This is a genomic window from Variovorax sp. YR216 (assembly GCF_900107745.1).
Classification (GTDB): domain Bacteria; phylum Pseudomonadota; class Gammaproteobacteria; order Burkholderiales; family Burkholderiaceae_C; genus Variovorax.
Map to the genome: position 1 here is coordinate 443,793 of NZ_FNRO01000002.1, position 21,059 is coordinate 464,851.

The window sequence follows — 21,059 nt, forward strand, 5'->3', positions numbered from 1 at the left end:
TCCGCCGAACTGCGCAATCCAGGGAGGACAAGAAGACATGCCAGCTGGAACTTTCGCCGTCCACGCCTACGTGGAACGCGACACGCACCAAGCGCCGGCCCGGAGTGGCCTCGTCGCGATCGGGGCGGCCACACAGGTCGTGAACTTCGTCGTGCGCACGCTCGCCGTGACGCCTGTCAGCATCCAGTCGGTCATCGCCATGACGGGGCGCAGCCAGCGCACATGGTTGCGCCGGATCGAGGAGGGCGCTGTTCGCAAGCTCAAGCCTGACGCGCGCGGCCGCGCCCGCATCGCGCTCGAGGACGTGGTCGCTCAAATCCCCTGCAAGCTGACGCCGGAAGACAGGGTGCTGTTGGTTCAGGCCGATCAAGGCGATGCCGAGGCGCAGGCGGACACGGGCGAGCTGTTCTTCTCAGCCGGCCTCCCCCACGCCGGGCGCTACTGGCTCGAACTCGCCGCAGAGCAGGGATACCCCAATGCCATGCAATGCCTGGCGCGCTGCTACCTGTCAGGCGAGGGCGCGCCGAAGGATGAAGACATGGCGATCCGATGGCTTGCCGACGCAGCGGCGCGCGGTCACTTCATTGCGCGCGAACAGATGCGGGCGTTGCGAGGAGGTCTCTTTGCACGTCGACATGCGGGTGGCTGAGATGAAGATGAAGTGCGCTGTTCGTTCGGCCCAGAAGGGCTTCACGGTAATTGAATTGATGATCGTGGTGGCGATCATCGGGATCTTGGCAGCCGTGGCGATGCCTGCCTATCAGGACTACACAGTTCGAGCACGGGTGACCGAAGGGCTGGCTCAGGCCTCAGCGGTCAAGATCATCGTTGCGGAAAACATCGCAAATGCCGGCGGGGAAATCCAAAAGTCCGGAAACTGTCTCGGGTTTGCCGACATCACCGGCATCGGGCATGTCGCCCGCGTGAGCTGTGCGGATGGATCGGGTGCGATTACCGTGACGATGGCCGACACGGCGCGCGGCGTCATCTTGACACTCACGCCAGAACTCGCCTCCTCGGGAACTGAACCAAACGCTGTGACGGGTGGTACGGCCTGGGTGTGCGCTACCTCTACTGACTTCAAGTACGTTCCTTCAGAGTGTCGGAATACGGCCGGAACCCCCGGCGCACAAGAACAAAGCGGCTAACCCGATGCAAAGAAGGGCGATGGCGCCGGTCGCTTATTCGGCCAGCTCGTCGAGGATCGGGCAGTCCGGCCGATGATCTCCATGGCAGCAATCCGCCAATCGCTCCAGCGTGCGCTTCATCGCCTCCATTTCCTCGATGCGCCGATGAAGATCTTCGGCATGCGCGAGTGCGATGCGTTTCACGTCCGCGCTCGCACGCTGCTTGTTCTGCCAGAGCTTCAAGAGTTCCGCGATCTCGGCCATGCTGAATCCGAGGTCGCGCGCGCGGCGGATGAAGCGCAGGGTGTGCACGTTGCTTTCGGTGTATTGGCGGTAGCCCGCGTCGGTGCGCGCCACGCCCGGCACGAGGCCGAGTGATTCGTAGTGCCGGACCATCTTGGCCGAGACGCCCGAACGCGCAGCCGCCTCACCGATGTTGAACGGGCCGCTCATCGTGCGATTCCTTTCCAGCGCCGCAGGAGCAGCGCATTGCTCACCACACTCACACTGCTGAAGGCCATCGCCGCGCCGGCGATCACGGGGCTCAACAGGCCCAGGGCCGCGAGGGGAATGCCGATCACGTTGTAGGCAAAGGCCCAGAAGAGGTTCTGGCGGATCTTCGCGTAGGTGCGGCGCGAGATGTCGATCGCATCGCTCACCAGCGCCGGGTCGCCGCGCATCAGCGTGATGCCGGCCGCGTGCATCGCGACGTCGGTACCGGTGGACATCGCGATGCCGACGTCGGCAGCCGCGAGCGCTGGCGCGTCGTTGATGCCGTCGCCGACCATGGCGACGCGTTCGCCGTTGCGCTTGAGGGCGGTGACGATCGCGGCCTTGTCTTCTGGCAGCACTTCGGCGCGCACGGTGTCGATCTTCAGCGCGCGGGCCACGGCCTCGGCGCTGCCGCGGTTGTCGCCTGAAACGAGCGCGGTGCGGATGCCTTGCGCGTGAAGCTGCTGGATGGCCGCCGCGGCGGTCGGCTTCGGCGTATCGCCGAAGGCGAGCAGGCCCAGCAGAACGGGGCGATCGGTCACATCCGCCAGCCACGAGACGGTGCGGCCTTCCGACTGCAGTTCCTGCGCGCGCGCATCGAGCTTGCCCAGGGGCACCGAGAGTTCGCGCATGAAGCGTGTGCTGCCGAGCCGGAGCTGGCGGCCCTCGACGACCGCCGACATGCCGCGTCCGGCCACCGCGCGGACCGTGCCTGCTTCGGGGATGTCGATGCCGTCGCGCCTTGCAGCGGCGAGCACCGCGCGCGCGAGCGGGTGTTCGCTGCCCGACTGGATCGCCGCGCTGGCACGCAGAAGCGCCGACTTGTTCTCGTCGACCGGCTCGCAGGCGACGAGCACCGGCTTGCCTTCGGTCAGCGTGCCGGTCTTGTCGAATGCGACGATCTTGATGCTGTGTGCCACTTCGAGCGCCTCCGCATCCTTGATGAGCACGCCGTGCCTTGCGGCGACACCGGTGCCGGCCATGATCGCGGTCGGCGTGGCGAGTCCCAATGCGCAGGGGCAGGCGATGACGAGCACCGCGACCGCGTTCAGGATCGCCGCTTCCCAGTTGCCGGTGGCGATGCCCCAGCCGAGGAAGGTGAGCGCCGCGATGCCGATGACCACCGGCACGAAGACACTGCTGACCTGGTCGACGAGACGCTGGATCGGTGCCTTCTTCGCCTGCGCGGATTCGACCAGCCGCACGATGCGGGCGAGCGCGGATTCCGCGCCGACGGCGGTGGTGCGCACCACGAGCAGGCCCTGGCCATTGACGGAGCCGCCGGTCACCGTGTTGCCGACCTGCTTGCCCACGGGCAGGCTTTCGCCGGTGATCAGGGATTCGTCGACTTCGCTCGCGCCTTCGACGACCACCGCGTCCACCGGCACGCGCTCGCCGGGGCGGATGACCACGAGGTCGTCGACGCTGACGCGCGCGAGCGGCAGTTCCTGCTCGACGCCGTGGCGCCGCACGCGCGCGCGTTCGGGGCGCAGTGCATTCAATGCGCGGATGGCTTCGGTGGTCTGCCGCTTGGCCCGCGTTTCGAGCCACTTGCCGAGCAGCACCAGCGTGATGACCACCGCTGAGGCCTCGAAATACAGGTGCGGCATGCCATGGTCGCGATGCGCGAAAAGAAGGTAGACGCTGAGTCCGTAGGCGGCCGATGTGCCGAGCGCCACCAGCAGATCCATGTTGCCGGCGCGCGCCTTGAGCGCCTTCCACCCCGAGTGGTAGAAGCGCGCGCCCAGCCAGAACTGGACCGGCGTGGCGAGTGCGAGTTGCAGCCAGCCGTCGAGCATCCAGTCCTCGCCGAAGAGCAGCCCGAACATCGGCAACACCAGGGGAACGGAGAGCAGGGCAGCGGCGATCACCGGCCATGCGTCGTTGCGGCCACGCGCCTTGCCTGGCGCGCCGTGTGATGCGGATGCGACTGTGGCCGGCGCTTCCTCGCCGACGCCGTAGCCGGCTTTCTCGACCGCGGCGCGGAGGGCGTCGCGCGCGACGGAGCCGTCGGTGCGTACGGTGGCTGCCTCGGTGGCGAGATTGACGCTCGCGTCGGTGACGCCAGGAACACTCGCCAGCGACCGTTCGACGCGGGCGACGCACGACGCGCAGGTCATGCCTTCGATGGGGAGCGACCACTCCTGTCTGCCGGTGTCCGATGAGGGGGAAAGGGCGAGGCTGGGATTCATGTTGACCATATGGGGCGCAGTTTCAACCTTTCCATCATGGGAGGGTCAAGCGCTACTGATGGCCAAAAAAGAGCCGTCCTTTCGTACTACTCCGATAGGTCTTTTGTATTTTTATGTTACATAAAGTATGCTTTCCAGATTCCAGAAGGAGCAATACATGGGCGCCAGCCATATCGACAAGATGTCGTCCACGAGTTCTGACTGCCGGATGTGGGTGGACGATCTGGCCGGCTTTTCGACGGGCAAGGTGGGCCGGCTTCATCACGACTACCACCGCCATCCGCTGTTCCAGTTGCCTGAACTGGAAGCGCTCGCGAAGGAACTCTCGCCGCTGAATCAATGCCGTTTCGTCCGGCCGGGCATCACGCAGTCGTCGGCCTTCGCCCACGACAGCGTTCCACCGGACGGGCGCAGCATCGAAGACGTCTTTCGCCGCATCGAGGAGCCGGGCTCGTGGATTGCGCTCTACGACGTCGAGGTCATCCCGCGCTACAAGGCACTGCTTGACCACATCCTCGGCAACGTGCGCGACGTCATCGAGCGCGAGCAGGGCGATATGTTCCAGGTGACCGGCTTCATCTTCATTTCGGCGCCGCCGTCGGTGACGCCTTTCCACATCGATCGCGAGAACAACTTCTGGCTGATGCTGCATGGCCGCAAGGTGCTCAATGTGTGGGACCACGGCGACCGCACGGTGGTGCCGATCGATGCGGTGGAGGACTTCATCGTCGCGCACTCGCTGCGCAGGGTGCGGCTCAAGGACGAATACCGTGCACGCAGCCACGAGTTCGATGTGCGCGCGGGGGACGGGGTCTATTTCCCGAGCACCTCGCCGCACATGACGCGGTCCGATCCCGAATGGGCCTCGCCCGGCGACCGGGTGGCGATCTCGATCGGTGTCAATTTCTACACGCCCGTCACCCGTCGCGCGGCGCAGGTGCACCAGATCAACCGGCTGCTGCGCAAGTGCGGCCTGTCACCGGCGGGGCCCGGCGAGTCGGCGGCGCTGGACGCGGTCAAGGCGCCGATCGGCAAGGTGACCGGCATCGCGCGCTCGTCGCTGGCGCGCGTCCTGCGGCCGATCCTGCACAAGGGGATGGGCCGCTACAAGCCGCCGCCGGGCTCCTTCTGAGCCGATCGCGCGCGCCTCACTGGCGCAGCATGTCGCGCGCCGTCACGGGCGGCGCGTCGTTGCCCCATGAACCGCGGACGTAGGTGAGCACGGCGGCCACGTCGGTGTCGTCGAGCACGATCCGGAATGGCGGCATGCCGTACGGGCGCGGGTTGCCCGCGGTGGTCGGCAGGAATCCGCCGTGGCGCACGATCTGGATGAGATTGACCGGCGAATTCATCAGCACCGCGCGATTGCCGGCCAGCGGCGGATAGGCGCCGACCGCGCCCTGGCCCTGGTCGCCATGACAGTAGGCGCAGCGCTGGTCGAAGATGCGCTGGCCGTGCTCCATCACGCGCGCGTCGCGCTTGGGCGAAGTCGTCGACGCCACCGCGGCCGATGTGCTCGGCAACTCCTTGAGGTAGCTGGCCATCGCGAGCAGGTCGGCCTCTTTCAGATGCTGCGTGCTGCCGTAGACGACGTCGGCCATCGGGCCCATCACGGAGCCGCGCTCGGAGCGCCCGTTCTTGAGCAGTTCGACCACGTCATGCGGTGCCCATTCGGCCACGCCGGCCTCGCGGTTCGAGGTGAGCGACGGCGCATACCAGTTCTGCACCGCGATGAGGCCGCCCGAGAGGCCGAGCTTCTCCTGCGTGGCGCCGAGCACGTTGCGCGTGCCGTGACATGCGATGCAGTGGCCGAGGCCGTCGACGAGGTAGGCGCCGCGGTTCCATTCCGCGGACTTGTTGGAGTTGGGCTCGAAGGTGCCTGCCGTGAACGAGAGCGCCCGCCACACCGCGAGGGCGGCCTGCGTGTCGTACGGAAAGCGAAGCTCGTGTGGCCGGTTCGGCGCTGGCGACGCAGGGACCGTCTGCAGGTACGCAAAGATCGCGTCCGAATCCTCGCGCGTCACGCGGGTGAAGTTCGGGTAAGGGAAGGCGGGATAGAGCAGCCGCCCGTCCTTCGACCGCCCGTTGTGCAGTGCACGCCAGAAGTGGTCGGAATTCCAGCGCCCGATGCCGGCGGCGGGGTCGGGCGTGAGGTTGCTTGCAAAGACGGTGCCGAACGGCGTCTCGATGCCGACACCGCCGGCATAGGGCGCGGCGCCCAGTGCAGAGTGACAGCCGGCGCAGTTCCCGGCCAGCGCGAGATAGCGGCCGCGCTCGACGAGCTCGGGCGTGGAGTTGAAAGCAGTCGGCGGGTCGGGCAGCTTGGTCTCGCCGCGCAGGTTGAGCCCGACGATGGCGAAGGCGGCGAGGATGCCCAGCGTGGCCAGGAAGATCAGTACGTAGAGAAGACGTCGCATGGCGGCTCGGCGGCTTCAGTTGTTCAGCGCGCTGCACGCCATCGGCACCGGACTTGGCGGCGCGGCGATGGGCTTGGGATCCGCGGGCATGGGCTGCATCGCGAGCCAGCTCGCGACCGCGTTGATGTCGGCGGCGGTGAGCCTGCGTCCGACCTGTGTCATGCAATCGGGCGCGAGTGCGTGGCGGTCGTCGGTGAGCCACGCGCCGAGCTGCGACGAAAGATAGAGCCGCGGCAGGCCCACGAGTGCGGGGATGCCCGGCAGCACGCCGGTGAGCGCCTCCCCATGGCAGCGCACGCAGGCCGGGATGTCGCGGCCCGGATCGCCTTCGAACACCAGTGCCTTGCCGCGCGCGAGCATCTCGGGCGTCGCATCGGTGGTAGTGGGCGGGGCGGGGTAGGGCAGTTGGATGGACGCGAAATAGTCGGCGATCTCATGCAGGTAGGCGTCGGACATGTGCCGCACCATGTGCGTCATGTCGGAGTTGAGGCGCCGACCGTCGCGGAAGCTCTGGAGCTGGTTGAAGAGATACGCCGCCGGCTTGCCGGACAGGCGCGGGAAGTAGCCCGCCTCGGTGCTCGATCCCTCGCGGCCATGGCACGCGATGCAGGCCGCAACGCGCTGCTCGATGGTGTCGGGAACATGCCCGGGCGGCGTTGCTGCGAGGCCCGGTATCGTCACCAGTGCGCAGGCGGCAAGCAGGGCCGCCGTGCCGATGCGGCGCAGGAATCGTGGGTTGTTCTTCATTCGCGCCGAGCGTAACCCGGGGACGTGAATCGCGACAGCCCCCGCCTGGCCGGCGCGAGAACATGCACGCTACAGTGCCCGCATGCGCACACGCTTTGTGATGATGACTGGCTGGCAGCGTCTGCTGTTCGGTGCAGTGGTGGGTCTTGTCGTGGGCCTCGGGCTCCGTTTCTTTCCATGGCGGCTCGATGGCGTCGCATGTGCACTGATTGGCTGGTGCGTGGGGTCTGCGGTGTATCTCGTGCCGGCGTGGTGGCTGGCTGAGGTCTCCAATGCGCAAGGCACAAGACACAGGGCGCAGGCGCTCGACCAGCCCCGCGCATCGATCTTGGCAGTGATGTTGATCGCAGTCGGCGTCAGCGTCGGCGTGATCGTGATGCTTCTTCAACGCGTGCCGCAATTGTGCGGTGCGCAACGCCTCGGTCATATCGCACTGGGGGTGCTGGCGCTCGCGTGTTCGTGGCTGTTGATCCACACCATCTACGCCTTCCACTACGCGCATCGCTACTACCAGGCCGAGCCCGACAAGAAGGGGTACCTGGCGGGGCTCGACTTCCCCGGCAAGGCCGAGCCGGACTACTTCGACTTCCTCTACTACAGCTTCGTGGTCGGCATGACCTCGCAGGTGTCCGACGTGCAGGTGCTCTCGCGCGAGATGCGACGGCTCACGCTCGTCCACGGCGTGCTGGCCTTCGCCTTCAACATGCTGGTGCTGGCCCTGTCGATCAACGTGGTGGCGTCGGCCATGCAGGATTCGCCGCCGCCATCCGGCGGCTCAGGCGCTGCGTCTTCCGCCACCCAGTCTGACCAGACCTGTCGATAGCGCGACGCCGCAAACGATCACCACCGCGCAGATCAGCATCCACTGCGTGATCTCCTCGCCCAGGAACACCGCGCCGTAGCACACCGCGAACACCGGCACCAGGAACGTCACGGTCAATGCGCGTGCCGGCCCTGCGTTCTCGATCAGCCGGAAGAACAGGATGTAGGCCAGCCCGGTGCATGCGATGCCCACGGCGGCCAGCGCCATCCAGGCGCGCAGGCTCGGCATCTGCGCGGGCCAGAACCAGAGAGCCGGCAGTGCAAGTGCGAGCGTGGCGCCGATCTGGCTGCCTGTGGCGGTCGCGAGCGCGGGCACGCCCACGAGATGCTTGCGCGTGAGGCTCGCCGCGAACGCATAGCAGATGCACGCCGCGAGGCAGGCCGCGATTGCCCATCGCGCGGCACCTTCGTTCGCGCCCGAATGGAAGCCCGCACCACGCCCCGCGAGCATCGCAACGCCGACAAAGCCGATCACCAGCCCGACGATGCGCGAGCGGTCCGGCCGGTCGCCGAACCATGCCCAGGCGACGAGCGCACCGAACATCGGCACCGTGGCGTTGAGCACCGCCGCCAGTCCGCTGTTGATCGTCAGCAGTGCGAACGCGAAGAAGGCGAAGGGCATGCCCGAATTGAGCACGCCGATGCCGAGCGCCGGCTTCCAGTACTGCCGGAACGACGACCATTGCCCGCGCATCACGAGCAGCGGCAGCAGAAAGACCGTCGCGATCGCCACGCGAACCGCAGCCGTCGGCAAGGCGCCGAACTCGGCCGCGCCGATGCGCATGAACAGGAAGGACGCCCCCCAGAGGGCGGCGAGCAGCAGCAGGTCGACCAGCCAGCGCCGGCTGGCTCCTTGCGTTTTCGATGCCGGGGAACCTGCCTTGGCGGGGACTGTCTCGTTGGCCGCGTAGTCGACGTCGCTCATGGATGGGCGCCTTCGAGTTCGAGCAGCGCGCTCTTGCGCTCGAGTCCGCCCGCGTAGCCGGTCAGCGAACCATCCGAGCCCAGCACGCGATGGCACGGGACGATCACGCTGATCGGATTTCGCCCGACCGCCGCGCCGACGGCACGCACTGCCGCCGGCTTGCCGACACCGGCGCTCAGCGCGCCGTAGCTGGTGGTCTGTCCGGTCGGTATCGCGAGCAGCGCGCGCCACACCGATCGCTGGAACGCGGTGCCGTGCGAGAGATCGAGTGGCAGATCGAAATGCTGCCGGCGACCGGCGAAGTAGTCGGCCAGTTGTCTGGCCGCCTCGCGCAGCACCGGATGGTCGTCGTTGCGTTGCCAGCCCGTCATGTCGGGCGAGTGGCGCTGCCGGTCGAACCAGACGCCGGCGAGACCCTGGTCCGTCGCTGCCAGCGTGATTCCGCCGAGCGCACTGTCGAAATGCAGGGTGTGAATGGTGGAGCTCTTGAATTTCATGCTGATGAATCCGGTCACGCCGGCGAGGGCGCGAGTGGAGCGGCCGAAGTAACGGCCGCCGGAGAAATGCCTGGCGAAGGCGCAGGGCTGTACCACGCGCGCAGCACCGCGTAGCCGCGCCACGGCCGCCAGGCGAGCGATGCTTCGGTCGCGGCGCGGGCCGTCGTCACGCCGAGCGCCTTCTGCAGTGCCACGTCGCCGGCAGGGAAGGCATCGGGCCAGCGCAGCGCGCGCATCGCGATGTACTGCGCGGTCCAGTCGCCGATGCCGGGCAAGGATTGCAGCGTCGCAATCGCCTTCGGGACATCGGCGCCCGGATGCAGCGCAAGCCGCCCGTCCATGATCTCGCGTGCGACCGCGACCAAGGCCGCCTGCCGCTGGCGCACGATGCCGAGCTGGCCGAGCGCATCGCCGCTCGCGTTGGCGATGGCGGCGGGCGTCGGAAAGAGCCTGTCCAGCCCGTCGACCGGGGTCGCAATCGGCTCGCCGAAGGCCTGCACCAGCCGCGAGCCCAGCGTGCGCGCCGCCGCGACGGTGATCTGCTGTCCGAGCACTGCGCGCACGGCGAGCTCGAAGCCGTCGACCGCGCCGGGCACACGCATGCCGTCGCCGTGCGGAAAGCTCGCGTGCAGCGCGGCATTGATCGCCATCGGGTCGGCATCGAGATCGAGCATCGCGCGCACGCGGCTGATGACGATCGGCAGCACCGTCGCGAGCGAATCGCCCACGCGCAGCACGACCTGCTCACGCTGCGCATCGAAGCGAAGCCTCAGCCAGCCTTGCAGCGCATGGCCGCCGTGCATGACGCACAGCGTGCGAGCGAACTCCGGCACACCGCGATGGGTGGTGGCGACTTCGACGCCGCGCAGGGCACGCCGCGCGAAGAAATCCAGCATCGCGGTGGTGTCATAGGGCGGGCGGAAGCCGAGCCGGACTTCGATGCTTTCGTCCTCGCGGTTGCCGCTCGAGGCGCCCGCGCGCCGCAGCGCGCTGGGATTCAGCCCGTAGTGCGCTAGAAATGCCGCGTTGAAGCGGCGCACGCTCGAAAAGCCGCTCGCGAGCGCGACTTGCGTCATCGGGAGCCGGGTGTCGGCGATCAACTGCTTGGCCGCGAGCAGGCGCCGCGTCTGAAGGTACTGCAGGGGCGAGACCCCGAACTGCGATTCGAAGATCCGGCGCAGATGCCGGTCGCTCACCCCAAGTCGCGCGGCGATTCGCGCCGCCCCGGGGCCGTCTTCGGACCAGGCGTCGGGCTCGTCGATCAGCCGTGCCGCCTGCAGCGCGAGGATGCGCGAAGCGTCCTCGGTCGACCAGCTCGCCGCGCGCGGTGCGAGTTCGGGGCGACACCGCAGGCAGGGGCGGAATCCGGCGGCCTCGGCCTGCGCCGCATGGCGGAAAAACCGGCAGTTCTCGCGCCGCGGCAGCTTCACGCGGCACACCGGCCGGCAATACACGCCGGTGGAGGTCACGCCGGTGAAGAACGAGCCGTCGAAGCGCGCATCGTGCGCCTTCATCGCCAGATAGCACGCGTCGCTCTCGAGTCCTTCAGTGGAAGCCGGGGAAGACATGGCCTCATGATACGGCTGGCTCTCATCAAGAGTAGCCGTTTTCGGACATCTGGCTGCCAAAGGCCATGCCTACAATCGTCTTCATTTGTGAACTTCCAGGGGTAGCTTTTCATGCAGCTCAGCGCATCGATCTTCAAGGCCTACGACATTCGCGGGGTCGTCCCCTCGACCCTCAACCCGGAAGTCGCCGAAGCGCTCGGCAAGGCCTTCGGAAGCGCCGCGCGCGCCGCTGGCGAGAAGACCGTGGCGGTGGGGCGTGACGGGCGCCTGTCGGGCCCCTCGCTTTCCGAGGCGCTGATCAAGGGCCTGGTCGCCACTGGCATCGAGGTGATCGATGTCGGCGCGGTAACCACGCCGATGCTGTACTTCGCGGCGCACACGCTGTGCACCAGCGGGATCCAGGTGACGGGCAGCCACAATCCCAAGGATTACAACGGCTTCAAGATGGTGCTCGCCGGCCGCGCCATCTACGGCGACGAGATCCAGGACCTGCGCCGCGTGATGGAAGCCGACAGCGCCACGCTCGCCCCCGGCGGCAGCGTGCGCAAGGTCGACGTCACCGAGGCCTATACCCAGCGCATCACCAGCGATGTCAAGCTCGCGCGCCCGCTCAAGATCGTGGTGGATTCGGGCAACGGCATCGCGGGCGCGTCGGCGCCGGCGATCCTGCGTGCGATCGGATGCGAAGTGACCGAGCTCTTCAGCGAGGTCGACGGCGACTTTCCCAACCACCATCCCGATCCCAGCAAGCCCGAGAACCTGCGCGACCTGATCGCGGCCCTGAAGGCCGGCGACGCCGAACTGGGGCTGGCCTTCGACGGCGACGGAGACCGTCTGGGCATCGTCACCAAGGACGGCAGCAACATCTTTCCCGATCGGCAGATGGTGCTGTTCGCGCAGGATGTGCTCTCGCGCGTGCCGGGCGCGACCATCATCTACGACGTCAAGTGTTCGCAGCGCCTCGGGCCGGCCATCGAGGCCGCCGGCGGCAAGCCGATGATCTACAAGACCGGCCATTCGCTCATCAAGGCCAAGATGAAGGAGATCGCCTCGCCGCTCGGCGGGGAGATGAGCGGCCACATCTTCTTCAAGGAGCGCTGGTTCGGCTTCGACGACGGCACCTATGCGGGTTGCCGCCTGCTCGAGATCCTCAGCAAGAGCCCGAACGCGAGCGACGTGCTCAACGCGTTGCCGACCAGCTTCTCGACGCCCGAGCTCAACGTGAAGTGCGCCGAAGGCGAGCCGCATGGCGTCGTCGATCAACTGGTGAAGACGGCGAAGTTCGACGCGCCGGCCAAGGTCTCGACCATCGACGGTCTGCGTGTGGACTGGCCGGACGGCTTCGGGCTGATCCGCGCGTCCAACACGACGCCGGTGCTGGTGCTGCGTTTCGAAGGCCAGACGGACGCCGCGCTCAAGCGCATCGAGGGCGAGATGCTGGCCCTGCTCAAGCGCATCAAGCCCGACGCGACCCTGGCCGAGGCTGTGCACTGAATGAAACCAGTTCAGTTGCCCGCTGCGCTGTACGCCGCCCGCGACGCATGAAACTGCGCAGCCCGGCTCAGGGCACCTGCGGAACCGGCTTTGCCGGGCCGCTGGGTGCGCCCCCGGAGAGGGGGTTGGCGCAGCGACACGAAGTGCGCGAAGCCTGGGGGAGATTTTGAATATGCGATCGCTGCTGCTGCGCCTTTATGGCGCGTTCACGACGATGGCCAAGCCGCTGGTGCGCCGCAAATTGCGGCGGCGCGCGGTGGCCGAGCCCGGCTACGCGGTGGCCGTGGAAGAACGCTTCGGTTACTACGACGAATCGGCCCAGGGGACCGGCTGGTGCTGGATCCACGCCGTGTCGCTTGGCGAAGCGCGCGCGGCCGGCATCCTGATGGCCGAGCTGCGCCGGCAGATGCCCGGCATCCCGATCCTCCTGACCAACGGCACGGCCACCGGACGGGAGGAGGGCGCCAAGCTGCTCGAACCCGGCGATCTGCAGGTGTGGCAGCCGTGGGATTCGCCCGATGCGGTGGCGCGCTTTCTCGACCGCTTCCGGCCCCGCATCGGCGTGCTGATGGAAACCGAGGTCTGGCCCGAGATGACGGCCGCCTGCGCGGAACGCCACATTCCGCTGGTGCTGGCCAACGCCCGCTTGAACGAGAAGTCGCTGGCCGGCGCCGAGCGCCTGGCCTGGCTCGCGCGGCCCGCCTATTCGTCGCTGGCCGCGGTCTGGGCGCAGACGGAGGCCGATTCGCACCGCCTTGTGTCGCTGGGTGCGAAGGTTTCGGGCATCTTCGGCAATCTCAAGTTCGACGCCACGCCCGATGCGCGGCAACTCGCGGCCGCAGCCAAGCTGCGCACGCAGCTCCCGCGGCCGGTGATCGTGTTCGCGAGCTCGCGCGACGGCGAGGAGCAGCAACTGCTCGATGTGCTCAAGCGCTTCGGCGCATTGGCGCCGGTTCCGCCGGAGCGCGAAGGCGTCCAGTCGATCGTCAAGCGGGTGCACGACGTGCAATGGATGATCGTGCCGCGGCATCCGCAGCGTTTCGACGAGGTCGCGGCGCTGATCCAGGCAAACGGCTTCACGGTGGCGCGGCGCAGTGCCGCCGGTGCGCCGACGGAGTCGGAAATCTGGCTCGGCGATTCGCTGGGCGAAATGGCGCTGTACTACGGCCTGGCGGACGTGGCGCTGCTCGGCGGCAGCTTCGAGGCGCTCGGCGGCCAGAACCTGATCGAGGCGGCCGCGTGCGGTTGTCCCGTGATCATGGGGCCGTCGACCTTCAACTTCGCGGAGGCGGCCGAGTTGTCGCTGGCGGCGGGCGCGTCAATGCGCGTGCCCGACATGGAGCATGCAGTGACCGCGGCGCTCAAGCTGGTCGAAAAGGCGGAGCGGCGCGAGGCGATGGCGCAGGCGGCGCTGGCGTTCGCGTCATCCAATCGCGGCGCGGCCGAACGTACGGCCGCCGCACTGCTGGCGATCGCAGAAAACGCGGTTGTCACGGAAACAGCACCGGTGCCGCCGGAAGAGCGTACCGAGCCGAGCCTCGACTGAAACCCTACCAGGCGTACCGCATGCCCGCGCGCACCGTCCACGCCTGATAGGACTGCTGGCCCCACTGCATGCCGAGGTCGCCCCAGGCGGCCATGCCCGGCGAAACGTCCACGTTGACGCCAGTCTTCAGCTCGTAGCGATTGCTCGGATAGAGCGTGGTGGACGAGTAGGTATTGGCGATGACCTCGGCGTTCGACTCGTCGTGCCACCAGTTCGCCGCAGCGTACGGGCGCAGCTTCATCCCCCAGGCCTGGAGGCCTTCCGGCTGCACGCGCACGCCGAGCCGCGACATCCAGCCGTTGCGCCGCATGCCGTCGACGGTGGTGAACTGCGTATCCGCAAGGTTGTAGTTGTTGCTGCGCAGATAGATCAACTGCCCCTGTGGTTTGATCGTCCAGGGGCTGCTGTCGCCAAGTTGCAACGAATAGCCGGCCTCGGCGGATGCGACGCCAGCGTTCGAAGGGTAGTTCGTGCGATTCACCCAGGGGGTCTCGGCGCTGTTGTCCATCCAGGCGACCTGGCCGGAGACATCGCCGTACCAGCCGAGGCGCGAACGGTCGTCCTGATACCAGGTGCTGTAGACGCCCGCACTGCCGCTGCTGGCGCGGCCTGTCGTGTCAAAGGCATTGCCCGAGGAGCCGGCCCCGCTCTGGCCAAAGCCGTAGCCGCCCATGGCGCCCAGATGCAGCTTGTCGGCGGTGTTGAAAAGCGACCACTGGCTCGTATCACCGCCAAACCGGGCGGTGCCGGTGCGGCTGTCGGTCTTGAGACCCAGCGCACCCAGGGTCGAACCCAGCCCCTGGCCGGCCACGCGCATCGTGAGCGGCTGCGCGGCGGAGCCGTCGGCGAGCGACTGGCCGCTGCTACGCGACGGATCGCCCCAGCGCTCGTCGAGCGAGTGGACAAGAAGAATGCCGGAGGTCTGCTGATCGCCAAGGTACGCCGCCGCCAGGGGCGGGCGGCTCGGTGAGCAAAGGCTCGTCGAGCCGGCCGACGGCGGGCCGCACTGGGCGAAAACCGCGTAGCTGCCGGCGCAAAACACCATCGCGACGGCCCGCGGCAGCACGGGTCGCCCCAACCTCTCCCCAATTTTTTCCGCCTTGCGTGTCAGCACCCAACGCATGGTGTACCCCCATCAGGCAAGTCCGGCGATTTGTAAGAACCGTCAGGAAACGGATCAGCCCGCGGACATTCTGCGTCGGATCGGCGGCCGAAGCCAGCCCCCGTCGATGTGCGGGAGCAAATCGGGGAATCAGCGGGTCGGCGGGGGGACGATCGTGGGCGGCGGCAGGGGTGCGCCCTGGCCAGGCGAGTGCTGCGGGTTGACCGGCGGCGCCTGCACCGCGGGCGGCGCGAAGGGCTGGGTGGGCGGCACCGGGACCGGGCTTTGCGTCGCCGCCGAGGGCTGGTCGGGCGATGCGGCACTGGCGCCGCTCGCCGGCCCGTTGGTCGCCAGCGTGTTGTTGATGGCCTGCAGGTCGTCCTGCTTGAGCGAGCCATTGGCCTGCCGAAGCTTCAGGTTGCCCACCAGAACGTTGTAGCGAGCCACCGCGAGGTCGCGCTTGGTCTGGAACAGTTGGCTTTGAGAGTTCAGCACGTCGATATTGATGCGCACGCCGACCTGGTAGCCCAGCCGATTGGCGTCCAGGGCGCTCTGGCTCGAGGATTCGGCGGCTTCGAGCGCCTTGACCTGCCCGGCGCCGGAGACCAGCCCGAGATAGGCCGACCGCGTGGCCTGCGACACGCTGCGGCGCGTCGATTCGAGCGACTGGCGCGACTGCTCCTCGAGGGCCAGGGTCTCCTTGATCCGGTTCTCGGTTGCGAAGCCGGCGAAGAGCGGCAGGTTGAACACCACGCCGATGCTCGCGGCGCGCACGTTCACGCGGCCGGTCGACGTGCTGGTGGTGGTGCCCTGCGGGTTGTTCGTGGCGTTGTAGCCGAGCTGCGCATCCAGCGTCGGCTTGTGGCCGGCGCGTGCCTTGTCGACTTCGAGCGAAGCCACTTCGACGCCGAGCCGTGCCTGCTGGATCGCCGGGTGTGCCGCGTCAGCCTGCGAGACCCAGGCCTCCATGTCGGCCGGGAGCACCGGCGGCAGGAGCACCGGCGCCGCCAGCGGGATCGGATTGGTGCCCGGCCGGCCGACCAGCTGGTCGAGCGCGATCTTCTTGACCTGCAGGTCGTTCTCGGCCGCGATCTCCTGCGCGATGACGAGGTCGTAGCGGGCCTGCGCCTCGCGCTGGTCGGTGATGGTGGAGGTGCCGACCTCGAAGTTGCGCTTGGCCGAAGCGAGCTGCTCGGCGGTCGCGACCTTCTGCGCGCGCACGAGAGCCAGCGTGTCCTGGCTCGACAGCACGTCGAAATAGGCCTGGCTCACGCGAACGATCAGGTCTTGCTCGGCGATCGTGAGCGTGTCCTGGGCGATGTCGACCTGTCGCTTGCTCTGCTCGTACGCAGCCCAGTTGGCGGGGCGGTACAGCGGCTGCGTCGCGTTGACGCCGGCCGTCTGCGACGGAAGGCCGCGGCGAATGCTCAAGTTGGCGGTCGAAAGCTCCTGCTCGGTCGACGTCGCATTTGCCGACAGCCCGACCTGCGGAAGGATCCCCGCCTTGGCCTGTGCGGCCCGTGCCACGCTCGCGTCGTACTGCGCGAGCGCGCCCTGGTAGGTCGCGTCGTACCCTCGCGCCGATTCATACAGATCGATCAGGCTCTGGCCGTGAGCCGGCAGCGCGAGGGCAGCGGCGAACATCGCCGCAAGCGCTGCCGAAAGGGGAAGAGGCCTGGGAACGGGCATGAATCGTCCTTGAAGTCAGTAACTTGGTTTTCTTATTCAGACCAGGAACACCGCGGAACCGGCTCCGCCGGGCCGCCGGTGTTGCCCCCGGTGGGGGGTGGCGAAGCGACACGAAGTGCGCGGAGCCTGGGGGCGAGCATCAGTACCGGGGCACGGAAGGATCGTGGCCCGACCACGCATCGATCCCGCCCGCGATGTTCGCGACCTCGGTGAAGCCGTTCTGCGCGAGGAAGGCCGCCACGCGCTGGCTGCGTGCGCCGTGGTGGCACAGGCACGCGATGCGCTGGTCGGCGTTGAGCTCCGAGATGCGGGCCGGGATCTCGTTCATCGGGATCGTTGCGAGCGTGAAACCCTTGGGCGCGACGCTGGCGGTCTGCAGCTCCCAGGGCTCGCGCACATCCAGCACGACCGGCGTCGCGCTCGGGTTCCTGGCGAACCAGTCGGCAACCTCGGCCGGGTGGATTTGATCGATCATGAAATAAGGAGGCGGATCAGAAGTTGAAGCGCGAGGGCTCCGGGAAGTTCAGCAGGCGCGGAGCGACCGTGTCCCACGGCTGCACCGTGTCCCACTTGCCTTCACCGACGCGGGTGACGAAGTGGGCGCGCATCATCGGCTCGTCGCCGACGATCGCCGCGAGGCGGCCGCCCATCTTCAGCGAGCCGAGCAGGCCCTGCGGAACGCGCGCGACCGAACCGCTGAGGACGATCACGTCGAAGGTCGGACCGCTGGGCAGCGGTTGCGCGCCGTCGGCATGGCGGACTTCGACGTTCATCACGCCGTTGCGGCGCAGGGTCTCGGCCGCGGTTGCGGCCAGCTTGGAGTCGATTTCGAGCGTCAGCACCTGCGCGGCGCGCTGCGCGAGCAGGGCGGCCATGAAGCCGGAGCCCGTGCCGATCTCCAGCACCGTCTCATGCTTCTGGATATGGAGGTCCTGCAGCATGCGTGCTTCCACCTTCGGGGAGAGCATGCACTGGCCCGGCTCGCGGGCAGTGGCGACATCTTCGAGCGGGATTTCCAGGTCGAAGAAGGCGAGCCCGCGGTGCGCGGCGGGCACGTAGTCCTCGCGGTGGATCTTGGCGAGGAGTTCGAGGATCTCGAAATCGAGCACATCCCAGGGACGGATCTGCTGTTCGATCATGTTGAAGCGAAGGTGCTCCAGATCAGTTGTGGCGGCGTTCATGTGCTTTTCCTAGGTGGGGCTCAGGACAAACCTTCCATTTTAGGGGGCGCCTCCGACGCCGCCGTGACGGCGTCCGGCTTCGGCTGGCGGTGCCACTTGCGGCGCGCCCAGTTCGCGAGGTCGTCCATGTAGCAGTAGACGACCGGCACCACGACCAGCGTCAGCAGCGAAGAAGTGATGACGCCGCCGATCACCGCCTGGCCCATCGGCGCGCGCTGCTCGGAGCCCTCGCTGATCGCGAAGGCCAGCGGCACCATGCCGAAGATCATCGCCAGCGTGGTCATCAGGATCGGGCGAAGCCGCACGCGGGCGGCGAGCAGCAGGGCTTCCGAGCGCGGAAGACCCGGCACTGCGTTGCCCTGGTCGTCGACGCCGGGCTCGCGAGCGCGGATGGCGAAATCCACCAGCAGGATCGCATTCTTGGTCACGAGGCCCATCAGCATCACGATGCCGATGATCGAGAACATCGAAAGCGTCGAGCCGAAGACCAGCAGCGCGAGCACCACGCCGATCAGCGTGAGCGGCAGCGAGGTCATGAGCGCCAGCGGCTGCAGAAAGCTCTTGAACTGGCTCGCCAGGATCATGTAGATGAAGATGATTGCCAGCGCGAGCGCCGAGACCGCGTAGCCGAAGGACTCCTGCATGTTCTTGGTCGAGCCGCTGAACTGCCAGCCGTACCCGGGCGGGAAGGCGATGCCGGTGAGCGCCTTGCGGATGTCGGCCGAGACCTCGCCCGCCGAGCGTCCGTCGACGTTGGCGGTGATTGCGACTTCGCGCGACAGTGCGCGCCGGTTGATCTGGTTCGGGCCGGTGGATTCGCGAACATCCGCCACTTGCGCGAGGCGCACGATGCGGCTCGATCCGTCGGCATTCGCGCCCATCGCGGTGCTGATGAAGGGCAGCCGTGCGAGGTCCTCGGGCGAATTGCGCACTTCCGGCGCGAGGCGCACGTTGACGTCGTAGGTCTGGTCGTCCGGCGCGCGCCAGTTGCCGACAGTCGTGCCGGCCACCAGCGTGCGAAGCGACGCGGCGATCGGCGCCACGCCGAGGCCGAGGTCGGACGCGGCATCGCGACGCACCACGACGCTCACCGTTGGCTTGTTCGGCTTCTGGCTGGTATCGAGATCGACCAGGCCCGGGATGGGGCGGACGGCGTCCAGTACCTGCTGCGCGAGGCGCTCGAGTTCCTTGAGGTCGGTGCCCTGCAGCGAGAACTCGATCTGCTTGTTGCCGCCGACCGAGTCTCGCAGGCCGACGTGAGTGACCGTGATGCCCGGGATCGCGCGCAGCCGCTCGCGCAGCACGCTCGACATCTGGTCGACGCTGCGCGTGCGCGCCCTGCGGTCGACCAGCCGCACGTAGATGCTCGCGTACATCTTGCCCTGGGCATCGCCGGTGTTGATGGTGGTGAGCGTGTAGCGCACTTCGGGCATCTCGCGCAGCACCGCCTCGACCTGCCGGGCCTTGGCCTCGGTGACTTCGAGCGCGGAACCGACCGGTGTGTAGAAGCTGATCGTGGTTTCGGAAAAGTCCGCCTTCGGCACGAACTCGGTGCCCAGCAGGGGGACCATGAAGATGCTGCCGACGAAGATGCCGATGGATGCGAAAACCGTCGCGAGCTTGTGCTTGAGCGCCCAGCGCAGGATCGACTGGTAGCCCTCGGCCAGCCGCTCGGTGGCGCGATCGAACCAGCCGGTCACGCGGCCGATGGTCTTGTCATAGAACGTGACCGGCTCCTCGCGTTTGCCGTGCTTGTCGATCGACGGGTCGTGCCAGATGCTCGACATCATCGGGTCGAGCGTGAAGCTCACGAACATCGAGATCAGCACCGCCGCCACGATGGTGATGCCGAACTCGTGGAAGAACTTGCCGATGATCCCTTCCATGAAGCCGATCGGCAGGAACACCGCGACGATCGACAGCGTGGTCGCCAGTACCGCAAGCCCGATCTCCTGCGTGCCGTCGAGCGATGCCGCGTAGGGCGACTTGCCCATCTGCACATGGCGCACGATGTTCTCGCGCACCACGATCGCGTCGTCGATCAGGAGGCCTACGCACAGCGACAGCGCCATCAGCGTGACCATGTTGATCGTGAAGCCGAACATCGCCATGAACCAGAAGGTGCCGATCAGCGCGATCGGCAGCGTCAGGCCGGTGATGACGGTCGAGCGCCACGAGTTCAGGAACAGGAACACGATCAGCACGGTAAGCGCCGCGCCTTCGATCAACGTCTGGCGCACGTTCTGAACCGCGACGCGGATGGGGCGCGAGGCGTCGGCGATGGGCTGGAGCTTCACGCCTGCCGGCAGTTGCGGCTGGATCTCGGCGATCGCTTTGGTCAGGCCGTCGACCACCTGGATGGTGTTCTCGTCCTGCGCCTTCTGCACCGACAGCAGCAGCGTGCGCTCGCCGTTGTAGAGCGCGAGACTGTCGAGTTCCTGCGCGCCGTCCTTCACCGTGGCGACCTGGTCCACGCGGATCGGCGCGCCGCCCTTGCGCGTGATGATGATGCGGCCGAAGTCCTCGGGCCGCTCCATGCGCGCATCGACCTGCACCACGCGGTCCTGCTCGAGCGAGCGCACCGAGCCCACCGGCAGCGCCTGGTTCTCGTTGCGCACCGCGTCGACCACCTGCGTGGCGCTCACGCCGAAGGCCTCCATCGCCTGCGGATTGAGATAGATGTTGATCTCGCGCTTGGTGCCGCCGACGAGGGTGACCGAGCCGACGCCGCGGACGTTCTCCAGGCGCTTCTTGAGCACCTGGTCGGCCCAGTTCGTGAGTTCGACTGCGCTCGGCTGCTTGCCCTTCTCGCCTTCGGGCAACACCGCGACGGACCACACCGCGCGCGATGCCGGATCGAAGCGCAGCACGCGCGGCTCCTTCACCTCGTCGCGGAAGAGCGGCCGCACGGACGCGACCTTCTCTCGCACGTCATCGGCCGCCTTGCGCCCGTCGACATAGAGCTGGAATTCGATGATGACGACCGACTGGCCTTCGTAGCTGCGCGAGGTGAGGGCGTTGATGCCGGCGATCGAGTTGACGCCTTCCTCGACCTTCTTGGTCACTTCGCTCTCGACGATTTCGGGCGATGCCCCGGGGTACTCGGTGATCACCACCACCACCGGAAAGTCGATGTTCGGGAACTGATCGACCTGGAGGCGCTGGTACGAGAACGCCCCCAGCACGACCAGCGCGAGCATGAGCATCGTCGCGAAGACGGGGTTTTTCAGACTGACGCGGGTGAACCACATGGCGCTCTC

General features: G+C 67.5%; 18 protein-coding genes. 6 read left to right on the forward strand and 12 right to left on the reverse strand.

The features are described from left to right. Nucleotides 1–139 precede the first annotated feature (139 nt). Entirely contained in the window at nucleotides 140–649 is a 510-nt protein-coding gene (locus BLW05_RS06935; RefSeq protein WP_177142581.1) for a tetratricopeptide repeat protein, read from the forward strand. 1 nt (nucleotide 650) lies between these two features. Beyond that, nucleotides 651–1,148, forward strand: coding sequence for a pilin (locus BLW05_RS06940; RefSeq protein ID WP_305516199.1), 498 nt, complete (start codon nucleotides 651–653; stop codon nucleotides 1,146–1,148). Nucleotides 1,149–1,181: 33 nt separating this feature from the next. On the opposite strand, the gene cueR is transcribed toward BLW05_RS06940, so the two are convergent. Together cueR and BLW05_RS06950 are read right to left on the reverse strand one after the other, a co-directional pair. Beyond that, nucleotides 1,182–1,580 (reverse strand): Cu(I)-responsive transcriptional regulator, encoded by a 399-nt coding sequence (gene cueR / locus BLW05_RS06945; RefSeq protein ID WP_093161331.1) that lies wholly within the window; start codon nucleotides 1,578–1,580, stop codon nucleotides 1,182–1,184. Next, nucleotides 1,577–3,811, reverse strand: a complete 2,235-nt coding sequence (locus tag BLW05_RS06950) for a heavy metal translocating P-type ATPase (protein WP_093162106.1) — start codon at nucleotides 3,809–3,811, stop codon at nucleotides 1,577–1,579. The genes cueR and BLW05_RS06950 overlap by 4 nt, the downstream gene beginning before the upstream one ends. A 157-nt stretch (nucleotides 3,812–3,968) precedes the next feature. Here BLW05_RS06950 and BLW05_RS06955 point away from each other — a divergent pair, with 157 nt between their 5' ends. Continuing rightward, the gene (locus tag BLW05_RS06955; protein ID WP_093161332.1) at nucleotides 3,969–4,943 is read left to right on the forward strand and encodes a cupin; all 975 of its coding nucleotides are present in this window, start codon (nucleotides 3,969–3,971) and stop codon (nucleotides 4,941–4,943) included. A gap of 16 nt (nucleotides 4,944–4,959) precedes the next feature. Here BLW05_RS06955 and BLW05_RS06960 read toward each other — a convergent pair whose 3' ends face one another. Together BLW05_RS06960 and BLW05_RS06965 are read right to left on the reverse strand one after the other, a co-directional pair. After that, on the reverse strand, nucleotides 4,960–6,228 hold the full coding sequence (locus tag BLW05_RS06960; protein WP_093161334.1) for a c-type cytochrome: 1,269 nt from the start codon (nucleotides 6,226–6,228) through the stop codon (nucleotides 4,960–4,962). 15 nt (nucleotides 6,229–6,243) lie between these two features. After that, nucleotides 6,244–6,975 (reverse strand): c-type cytochrome, encoded by a 732-nt coding sequence (locus tag BLW05_RS06965; protein WP_093161335.1) that lies wholly within the window; start codon nucleotides 6,973–6,975, stop codon nucleotides 6,244–6,246. 82 nt (nucleotides 6,976–7,057) lie between these two features. Between BLW05_RS06965 and BLW05_RS06970 the strand changes: the two genes are divergently transcribed. Beyond that, nucleotides 7,058–7,798: a DUF1345 domain-containing protein gene (locus BLW05_RS06970; RefSeq protein ID WP_093161337.1), complete on the forward strand. Its 741-nt coding sequence runs from the start codon at nucleotides 7,058–7,060 to the stop codon at nucleotides 7,796–7,798. On the opposite strand, the gene BLW05_RS06975 is transcribed toward BLW05_RS06970, so the two are convergent. Genes BLW05_RS06975 through BLW05_RS06985 form a run of 3 tightly spaced genes read right to left on the reverse strand, consistent with a single transcriptional unit; the run spans nucleotide 7,751 to nucleotide 10,787 of the window. Continuing rightward, the gene (locus BLW05_RS06975) at nucleotides 7,751–8,722 is read right to left on the reverse strand and encodes a DMT family transporter (RefSeq protein ID WP_093161338.1); all 972 of its coding nucleotides are present in this window, start codon (nucleotides 8,720–8,722) and stop codon (nucleotides 7,751–7,753) included. The genes BLW05_RS06970 and BLW05_RS06975 overlap by 48 nt on opposite strands. Further along, the gene (locus BLW05_RS06980; RefSeq protein ID WP_093162108.1) at nucleotides 8,719–9,219 is read right to left on the reverse strand and encodes a methylated-DNA--[protein]-cysteine S-methyltransferase; all 501 of its coding nucleotides are present in this window, start codon (nucleotides 9,217–9,219) and stop codon (nucleotides 8,719–8,721) included. Before BLW05_RS06980 ends, BLW05_RS06975 begins: the two co-directional genes overlap by 4 nt. Nucleotides 9,220–9,233: 14 nt before the next feature. Beyond that, nucleotides 9,234–10,787 carry a DNA-3-methyladenine glycosylase 2 family protein gene (locus BLW05_RS06985; protein ID WP_093161340.1) on the reverse strand — a complete coding sequence of 518 codons (1,554 nt, stop codon included), beginning with the start codon at nucleotides 10,785–10,787 and terminating at the stop codon, nucleotides 9,234–9,236. 111 nt (nucleotides 10,788–10,898) lie between these two features. Between BLW05_RS06985 and BLW05_RS06990 the strand changes: the two genes are divergently transcribed. Both BLW05_RS06990 and BLW05_RS07000 read left to right on the forward strand, forming a co-directional pair. Beyond that, complete coding sequence (locus BLW05_RS06990; protein ID WP_093161341.1) at nucleotides 10,899–12,281, forward strand: phosphomannomutase/phosphoglucomutase; 1,383 nt, start codon at nucleotides 10,899–10,901, stop codon at nucleotides 12,279–12,281. A 172-nt stretch (nucleotides 12,282–12,453) separates the two neighbouring features. Beyond that, complete coding sequence (locus BLW05_RS07000) at nucleotides 12,454–13,827, forward strand: 3-deoxy-D-manno-octulosonic acid transferase (protein ID WP_093161343.1); 1,374 nt, start codon at nucleotides 12,454–12,456, stop codon at nucleotides 13,825–13,827. Nucleotides 13,828–13,831: 4 nt separating this feature from the next. On the opposite strand, the gene BLW05_RS07005 is transcribed toward BLW05_RS07000, so the two are convergent. The 5 genes from BLW05_RS07005 to BLW05_RS07025 form a co-directional block, all read right to left on the reverse strand. Further along, entirely contained in the window at nucleotides 13,832–14,893 is a 1,062-nt protein-coding gene (locus BLW05_RS07005) for an autotransporter outer membrane beta-barrel domain-containing protein (protein ID WP_177142582.1), read from the reverse strand. 186 nt (nucleotides 14,894–15,079) lie between these two features. Further along, nucleotides 15,080–16,618, reverse strand: coding sequence for a TolC family outer membrane protein (locus tag BLW05_RS07010; RefSeq protein WP_093161346.1), 1,539 nt, complete (start codon nucleotides 16,616–16,618; stop codon nucleotides 15,080–15,082). Between the two features lie 139 nt (nucleotides 16,619–16,757). Beyond that, the gene (locus BLW05_RS07015; RefSeq protein WP_093161347.1) at nucleotides 16,758–17,093 is read right to left on the reverse strand and encodes a rhodanese-like domain-containing protein; all 336 of its coding nucleotides are present in this window, start codon (nucleotides 17,091–17,093) and stop codon (nucleotides 16,758–16,760) included. Nucleotides 17,094–17,109: 16 nt separating this feature from the next. After that, nucleotides 17,110–17,799 (reverse strand): protein-L-isoaspartate O-methyltransferase family protein, encoded by a 690-nt coding sequence (locus tag BLW05_RS07020; protein ID WP_093161349.1) that lies wholly within the window; start codon nucleotides 17,797–17,799, stop codon nucleotides 17,110–17,112. Between the two features lie 20 nt (nucleotides 17,800–17,819). Further along, the gene (locus tag BLW05_RS07025) at nucleotides 17,820–21,050 is read right to left on the reverse strand and encodes an efflux RND transporter permease subunit (protein WP_093161350.1); all 3,231 of its coding nucleotides are present in this window, start codon (nucleotides 21,048–21,050) and stop codon (nucleotides 17,820–17,822) included. Nucleotides 21,051–21,059 lie beyond the last annotated feature (9 nt).